This is a genomic window from Sinomonas sp., assembly GCF_051955515.1.
In the GTDB taxonomy this organism is placed as follows: Bacteria; Actinomycetota; Actinomycetes; order Actinomycetales; family Micrococcaceae; genus Sinomonas.
Genome location: NZ_JBQCGQ010000118.1, coordinates 1 through 7,862, shown reverse-complemented (window position 1 = coordinate 7,862; position 7,862 = coordinate 1). Strand labels below are relative to the sequence as shown.

Sequence of the window (7,862 nt, the reverse complement as noted above, 5' to 3'; positions counted from 1 at the left end):
ACATGAATTCAGCGCTGCTGCCTGAAGTTATCCACAGGCGACGGGAGCTGGCCACGCGTCCGGCGGGAACTGGCCACGCGTCCGGCGGGAACTGGCCACGCGTCCGGCGGGAACTGGCCACGCGTCCGGCGGGAGGTGGCCACGCGTCCGGCGGGAACTGGCCACGCGTCGGGTGGGAGGTGACCACGCGTCGGGTGGGAGGTGGCCACGGGTGGTCAGGCGAGGCGGGTGATCTCCACCGAGACGTCGAGATGCGAGCCGCCGCCGCCCGAGAGGATCCCCTTGAGCGGCGGGACGTCCCGGTAGTCCCGCCCACGCGCCACCGTGACGTGATAGTCCCCCGCCGGCTTGTGGTTGGTGGGGTCCCAGCTGCGCCACTCCCCGTCCCACCACTCAAGCCACGCGTGGGACTGGCCGGCCACCGCCTCGCCGATCTCCGCCGTCGACCGCGGATGGAGGTAACCGGAGATATAGCGGGCCGGGATGCCGAGGCTCCGCAGCGATCCGATCGCGAGGTGGGCGAGGTCCTGGCAGACGCCCTGCCGCTGCTTCCACGCCTGCTCCGCGTCAGTGGTCACGCCGGTGCTTCCGGGCATGTAGCGCATCTCGCCCCGCAGCCAATCGAAGACCGCATGGGCCGCAGCGTGGGGATCGAGGTCACCCGCGAGTCCCGGGACGATGCCCAGTACCTCGGTTCCGGGACCAGACAGTCGCGACTGCGGGAGCCAATCGCTGAACTGGTCCTCGACCTCGGGACTCCTCAGGCGCTCCCAGGAGACGATGGCACCGTCGGCGGGCACTCGCTCGACGCGATGCACCTCGACCGTGGTGGTCGATGTGACCTCGAGGTACTCGTGCGGGAGCTGCATGTCGAAGGCCGTGACCCGCGTTCCCCAGTAGTCCTTGTAGGAGCTCACGGCGGCTTGGGAGGGCAGGACCCGGACCTGCGACTCGAGCACCACCTGCTGGGGTTCGGTGAGGGGCGTCATCCTGGCCTCGTTGTAGCTCAAGGTGACGCGCTGGTTGTAGCGGTACGCCGTCCGATGGACAATCCTCAACCGGGTCATGACACCTCTCCCACCCAGGCCTGCTCGTCAGCCCGACTGAAGTACTTGCGCGAAATGGCGTCCGATGCCTGGGCAACCGCCCGCTGGACGCGCTCCATGTGCTCGGGCAGCTCAGCCATGAGCTCATCCGTCCGGTGGAACTCGAGGAAGGTGCGGGCCTGTCCCACGATCCGCCGCGCATCGTTGATGAGCCCTAGACGGGTGTCAGAAGGGTCGAGCTTGGCGAGTGCCTCGTCGGCGTCCCGCAGCGCATAAACGATCGACCGTGGGAACAGGCGGTCCATGAGCAGAAACTCGGCCGCGTGCCGGTCGTCGAACGACACGCGGCGGGTGCGGAGGAAGGACTCGTAGGCTCCGGCGCACCGCAGCATGTTGACCCAGGACATGCCCGCGGTATGCACCTCGCGCGTAGACAGCATGCGGGCGGTCATGTCGGCGCGTTCGAGCGAACGTCCGAGCACGAGGAACAGCCAGCTCTCGTCATGGCTCATGGTGGTGTCGGTCAGGCCTCCGACCATCGCGGTCCGCTCAAGGACCCAGTGGCAGAAGCGGTAGGTCCCCACGACGTCCTTGCGGTGCTGACTCAGGCCATAGTAGGTGGTGTTGAGACACTCCCAGAGGCTCGACGAGACGGTCTCCCGTGCACGCCGGGCATTTTCCCGGGCTGCGCCGAGGGACCCCGCGATGGACGTCGCGTGCGAGCGGTCGTACGCCAGAATCTGGAGCAGTTCGGAGAGCCCGAAGTCATCGTTCTCCGGGCGCGAGCCCATGACGGCGAGCAGCTCCTGCGCGACGCTGTGCTGGTCCTCCGGCGGGAGGTGGTTGAGGCGTTCGAGGTGCACATCGAGGATCCGGGCGGTCCCGTCAGCGCGCTCGACGTAGCGCCCGATCCAGAACAGGGATTCAGCGATGCGGCTGAGCAAAGGTGCCTCCTGGGGCAAGGGCGAAGAGAGTGCTGGGCTTCGGGCTGAGGAGAGCGATCACTGCTGCTCCGCCTGGCGGTCACGCCAACTGCTCTCGACCGGCCAGACACTCGTCCGCTCGCGGATGCTGATGGAATGCCGCGGCTCTGTCTCGATGGGGACGTTGCGCGACTCTGCGAGCACCCAGGTGTCCTTGGAGCCGCCGCCTTGGCTTGAATTGACGATGAGGCTGCCCTCCTTGAGCGCAACCCGCGTGAGACCGCCGGGGAGGACCCAGACGTCGTCGCCATCGTTGAGAGCGAAGGGGCGGAGGTCGACGTGCCGGGGGCCGAATCTGTCCCCGCTCAGGGTTGGAACGGTGCTGAGCTGGAGGACGGGCTGCGCGATCCAGCCGCGCGGGTCGGCGATGAGGCGACGCCGAAGGGTGTCGAGTTCCTCCTTGGTCGCGTCCGGGCCGATCACGAGGCCCTTGCCTCCGGATCCGTCGACGGGCTTGACCACGAGCTCGTCGAGACGGTCCAGGACCTCCTCCCGGGCTGCCTCCTCCTCGAGGCGGAACGTGTCCACGTTCGCGATGATCGGCTCCTCGCCGAGGTAGTAGCGGATCAGGTCCGGAACATACGAGTAGACGAGCTTGTCGTCGGCCACGCCGTTGCCCACCGCGTTCGCGATGGTGACGCCCCCGGCGCGTGCCGCGTTGACGAGTCCCGGGCACCCGAGCATCGAGTCGGAGCGGAACTGCAGTGGATCAAGAAAGTCGTCATCGATGCGCTTGTAGATGACATCCACACGCTGCTCGCCCTCCGTGGTCCGCATGTACACGCGGTTCCCTCGGCAGATGAGATCCCTGCCCTCCACGAGCTCGACGCCCATGAGGCCCGCCAGCAGGGTGTGCTCGAAGTAGGCCGAGTTGAACACGCCGGGAGTGAGGACGACGACGGTCGGATCCTCGACGCCGGCCGGTGCGGTCTTTCGGAGGGCTGAGAGGAGCCGGCGCGGGTACTCCTCGACAGGCCGGATCGGCTGCCGACTGAACGCCTCGGGAAGGCCCTTCGCCATGGCGCGCCGATTCTCGATGACGTAGCTGACGCCAGAGGGAACGCGCACGTTGTCTTCGAGGACGCGGAAGGTCCCCGCGCCGTCCCGGACGATGTCGATCCCCGAGATGTGCACGCGGACGCCGCCCGCGGGCTCGAATCCGTGCACTTGCCGGTGAAAGTGCTTGCTCGACGTGATGATCCGCCGCGGGATCACGCCGTCGGCTGCGACCGACATCTTGCTGTAGACATCGTTGAGGAAGGCCTCGAGCGCTTGGACGCGCTGGGCGACCCCGCGCTCAAGCACGCTCCATTCCGATGCCGAGATGACGCGCGGCACGATGTCGAGCGGGAAGGGCCGCTCCTCCCCCGCGTAGTCGAACGTGACGCCGCGATCGAGGAACGTCCGAGCCATCGAATCGGCGCGGGAGCTGACGTCGGCGAGATCGAGGCTGGCCAGCGTCCCGGCGAGCTGGCGGTACGTGGGACGGGCCACCTGGTCGGGGGCGAACATCTCGTCGTAGGCGCCCGTGCGGGCCGCGGCTACGGCATAGTCCTCGAAGAGATCCGACATAGGGGTTAGCTTTTCACCAATCAACGCGCCACGCATATCGACTGGGCCTCCGGGCGTGTTCCAGGCGCCCGCCGCATCCCCGAACCGTGTCGGTGCGCCGTGGTTGAATGGCCGCGTGCCGAACGAGAACCTGAGCCGCGAGGAAGCCGCCGAGCGGGCGCGGCAGATCGCCGTCGAGTCGTACCACGTCACGCTCGATCTGCGAGGAGCGCAGGTTGCCGCGCAGCGGACCTTCGAGACGACGAGCACCATTGACTTCCGCGCCCAGCCCGGGGCGGCAACGTTCGCGGACTTCGTGGGCGAGGCCGTCACGAGCGTGGTCCTCAACGGCCGGCTGCTCGACGAGGCGGCGGTGTACGACGGCGCCCGGATCCGGCTCGAAGGGCTTGCCGAGAGGAACCGGCTCGAAGTCACGGCTCAGGCGCGCTACAGCCGCACTGGAGAGGGGCTGCACCGCTTCGTCGACCCCGCAGACGGGCGCACCTACCTGTATACCCAGTGCGAGCCTGCCGACGCGAGGCGCTACTTCGCGAACTTCGAGCAGCCAGACCTCAAGGCGACCTTCGCTTTCACGGTTCTCGCACCTGAGGAGTGGGTCGTCGCCGCCAACGGCGCGCCCGTCACTCGGGTGCCGCTCCACGGCGAAGGCGAGGAGGCCGCCGTCGTCCGCTGGGATTTCGCGCCCACTCCGCCGATGTCGACGTACCTCGCCGCCGTGATCGCCGGCCCGTACCACCACGCGGAGGACGCGTGGGAGGGCATGGCTGACGACGGCGCGCGCCTCACCGTGCCGCTCTCCGCGTACTGCCGCGCTTCCCTCGCGGAGCACTTCGATGCTGACCGGATCTTCGAGCTGACGAAGCGCGGCCTCGACTTCTATCACTCGGTCTTCACCCCGGCGTTCCCGTGGCGGAAGTACGAGCAGGCGTTCGTCCCCGAATACAACCTGGGGGCCATGGAGAATCCGGGTCTCGTCACGTTCACCGAACAGTACGTCTTCGCGTCCCGCGCCGCGGACTCGCAGTACGAGGGCCGCGCGAACACGCTGCTGCACGAGATGGCGCACATGTGGTTCGGCGATCTGGTGACCATGCGCTGGTGGGACGACCTGTGGCTCAAAGAGTCGTTCGCGGAGTACATGGGCACGCTGGGCGTCTCCCGAGCGACGGACTGGACCACGTCCTGGGTCACCTTCGCCAACCGCCGGAAGGCCTGGGCCTATGTCCAGGACCAGCTTCCGACAACGCATCCGATCGTCGCCGACGTGCCCGATCTCGAGGCCGCCGAGCAGAACTTCGACGGAATCACCTATGCGAAGGGCGCGTCAGTGCTCAAGCAGCTCGTCGCCTACGTCGGCGAGGAAGCGTTCTTCGCGGCGGCGCGCGACTACTTCTCCCAGCATGCGTATGGCAACACGAGCCTGGCCGACCTGCTCGCCGCGCTCGAGCGCGCCTCCGGGCGCCCCATGGAAGCCTGGGCGGCTGCCTGGCTTCAGACCGCGGGCCTGCCGCTGCTCGAACCCGAGGTGGAGTACGACGGCGGCCGCCTCGCCAAGGTGGCAGTGCGGCAGACAGTGATCGATCCGGTGACAGGAAGCTCTGCCGCGCGCCCGCACCGCCTTCGCGTCGGCCTCTACTCGCGCACGGCGGGCGGCGCGATAACCCGGACGCACAGCATCGCCGTCGACATCGCCGGCGGCGCCGCGGGTGAGCTCACCGAGGTGCCTGAGCTCGCGGGACTGCCTGCACCCGACCTGCTGCTCGTGAACGACGAGGACCTCACCTACGCGAAGGTCAGGCTGGATCCCGCCTCCGAGCAGACCGTGCGCACCTCGTTGGGGGACGTCGCCGATCCCCTCGCGCGGGCGCTGTGCTGGACCGCCCTCTGGCACGGTGTCCGCGACGGCGACGCGCCCGCTCGGGACTACGTCCGGACGGTTGCGGAATTCGGTCCATCAGAGACGACGATCGGGGTGCTGCTGACCGTGCTCGACAACGCGCGGACCGCCCTTGAGCGCTATACCGACGCCGACGAGCGCCCTGCACTGCGCGACGGCTACCTCGCAACGGTGGCCGAGCAGCTGAAGGCTGCTGATCCCGGCTCCGATCAGCAGCTCGCCTGGGCGCGGGCCCTGGCGAAAGGAAGCCGGCACGGCGACGGGCAGCTCGGACTCGTCCGGGCCCTGCTCGACGACGACGGCAGCGTGCCCGGCGTCTCCGCGGACGCCGACCTTCGCTGGCTGCTCTGGCAGGCGCTCGCGGCGCAAGGCCGAGCCACCGCTGCAGAGCTCGATGCCGAGCTCTCGCGCGATGCGACAGCCCGAGGCCGCGTGGGATACACGCTCGCGGCGGCCGCGCGCCCGGAAGATACGGTCAAACAGAGCTTGTGGACGGAAATGCTCGAGGAGGACTCGCTCTCGAACGAGCTGCTGAGGGCCACGATCGATGGCTTCTCGCTCGGTCCCGCCGAACTGCGCTCGCGCTTTGCGGCACCCTACTTCGATTCGCTCGAACGAATCTGGGCCGAGCGATCGAACGAAGTCGCGAGCCGTCTCGTGGCAGGCCTCTTCCCTTCGGATCAGGATCTTCCTGCCGGGACCGTCCCGGATGAGGACGCGGTCGTCCAGCGCGCCGGAGCGTGGATTTCCGAGCACCCTGACGCCCCTCGCGCCCTTCGCCGGATCGTGATCGAACAGCGCGACCATCTTCTGCGCGCGCTCACGGCGCAAGCCCGTTCGCAGCGCCCGTAAGAGTCAGGGAACGCGGTGAAGCCAAGCCTCAGTGGAGAACTTCGCGGCGGCCAGCTCCCGGGCCGCCGCGAGGGAGGGGTCCCCAAGAGCGCTACGCCGGGCGTTGTACCTGCGCGCGAACGTGGACATCATGGCCTCGATGATGGCGCGCCGGTCCAGGCCCGTCTGCCTCTTCAGCGGGTCCACTCGCTTCTTGGCGCTCGCGATTCCCTTGTCCGAGATCTTCTCGCGGCCGATGCGCAGCACTTCGGTCATCTTGTCGGCGTCGATGTCATAGCTCATCGTCACGTGGTGGAGCATCGCGCCGTGGCCGAACCTCTTCTGGGCGGCGCCGCCGATCTTGCCCTCATCCGTCGCAATGTCGTTGAGGGGCTTGTAGAAGGCCTTGACTCCGACGGATGCAAGGGCTTCCATCACCCACGCATCGAGGAAGGGGTAGGAGTCCGCGAACGAGAGCCCATCGACGAGAGACGTGGGGAGGTACAGAGAGTAGGTAATGCAATTCCCGGCCTCCATGAACATGGCGCCACCGCCACTCACGCGCCTCACGACAGTGATCCCGTGACGTGCCACGCCCTCGGGATCCACCTCGTTGCGATAGGACTGGAACGTTCCGATCACGACCGAGGGCTCGTCCCAGTCCCACAGGCGCAACGTCGGGTTCCGGCGCCCTTCGCCTACCTCGCGGGTGAGCACCTCGTCGAGAGCCACCTGATGGGCTATCGGCAGAGGGGTCGGCGGGATGATCTCCCATTCGTGGTCAGTCCACGTGGTGGCGTGGCCGAGGGCGCGTCGCACGGCAACGGTGACGGCCTCGGGGTCGAAGCCGAACATCACGGTACCGGGACCAACTGCCTCCGAGACTGCGCTGCTGATGGCGGTGTGGGGCGCATCCGTCGAGAGGCCGACCAGGGCGTCGTTGATGTCCTCGAGGGCGTCGTCCGGTTCGAGGAAGAAATCTCCGTTGATGCTCGCTCTGGTGATAACGCCGCCGTCCGCCGCGATGTCGGCGACTACGAGCTTGCCGCCGGGCACCTTGTATTCGCCGTGATATTCAGCCACGCCCTCAGCCTAGCCCGGGCGACAAAGGCTGTTCGGAACGGCGAAAGGCGCCGCCCCACCCGGGGACGGCGCCTTCTTGCGCGGCAGAGGCTGAATCAGCCCTTCTTGCCGAAGTTCTTGAAGCGGGCGTTGAAGCGCTCGACGCGGCCGGCCGAGTCCATGATGCGCTGCTTGCCCGTGTAGAACGGGTGCGACTCGGAGGAAATCTCGACGTCGATGACGGGGTAGGTGTTGCCGTCCTCCCACTCGATCGTCTTGTCCGACGTCGCCGTGGAACGGGTGAGGAACTTGGTGCCGGAGGCGAGATCGTTGAAGACGATCGGCGCGTACTTCGGGTGGATATCAGACTTCACAATGGGACCTTTGCTAGGGCTCTGGATTTTGCCAGAGGCCAGGTGTGAGCGCCCTCCCGATTGAAGGGCCAGCCATGAATTCTAGCACGGGCGCGGG

General features: G+C 67.6%; 6 protein-coding genes. 1 reads left to right on the top strand and 5 read right to left on the bottom strand.

Annotated elements, in window-relative coordinates:
• Positions 1–215: 215 nt before the first annotated feature.
• Genes ACTHL9_RS06530 through ACTHL9_RS06520 form a run of 3 tightly spaced genes read right to left on the bottom strand, consistent with a single transcriptional unit; the run spans position 216 to position 3,601 of the window.
• A complete protein-coding gene (locus ACTHL9_RS06530) occupies positions 216–1,067 on the bottom strand; it encodes a transglutaminase family protein (protein WP_440518037.1) in 852 nt (283 codons plus the stop codon).
• Positions 1,064–1,990: an alpha-E domain-containing protein gene (locus tag ACTHL9_RS06525; RefSeq protein WP_440518036.1), complete on the bottom strand. Its 927-nt coding sequence runs from the start codon at positions 1,988–1,990 to the stop codon at positions 1,064–1,066. The genes ACTHL9_RS06530 and ACTHL9_RS06525 overlap by 4 nt, the downstream gene beginning before the upstream one ends.
• Positions 1,991–2,047: 57 nt before the next feature.
• On the bottom strand, positions 2,048–3,601 hold the full coding sequence (locus ACTHL9_RS06520) for a circularly permuted type 2 ATP-grasp protein (RefSeq protein WP_440518035.1): 1,554 nt from the start codon (positions 3,599–3,601) through the stop codon (positions 2,048–2,050).
• 115 nt (positions 3,602–3,716) lie between these two features.
• On the opposite strand from ACTHL9_RS06520, the gene pepN reads away from it, so the two are divergent.
• Positions 3,717–6,350, top strand: coding sequence for an aminopeptidase N (gene pepN / locus ACTHL9_RS06515; protein ID WP_440518034.1), 2,634 nt, complete (start codon positions 3,717–3,719; stop codon positions 6,348–6,350).
• A 3-nt stretch (positions 6,351–6,353) separates the two neighbouring features.
• On the opposite strand, the gene ACTHL9_RS06510 is transcribed toward pepN, so the two are convergent.
• Both ACTHL9_RS06510 and ACTHL9_RS06505 read right to left on the bottom strand, forming a co-directional pair.
• The gene (locus ACTHL9_RS06510) at positions 6,354–7,412 is read right to left on the bottom strand and encodes a lipoyl protein ligase domain-containing protein (protein ID WP_440518033.1); all 1,059 of its coding nucleotides are present in this window, start codon (positions 7,410–7,412) and stop codon (positions 6,354–6,356) included.
• A 95-nt stretch (positions 7,413–7,507) separates the two neighbouring features.
• Positions 7,508–7,765, bottom strand: a complete 258-nt coding sequence (locus tag ACTHL9_RS06505) for a type B 50S ribosomal protein L31 (RefSeq protein WP_138413693.1) — start codon at positions 7,763–7,765, stop codon at positions 7,508–7,510.
• Between the last annotated feature and the right edge of the window lie 97 nt (positions 7,766–7,862).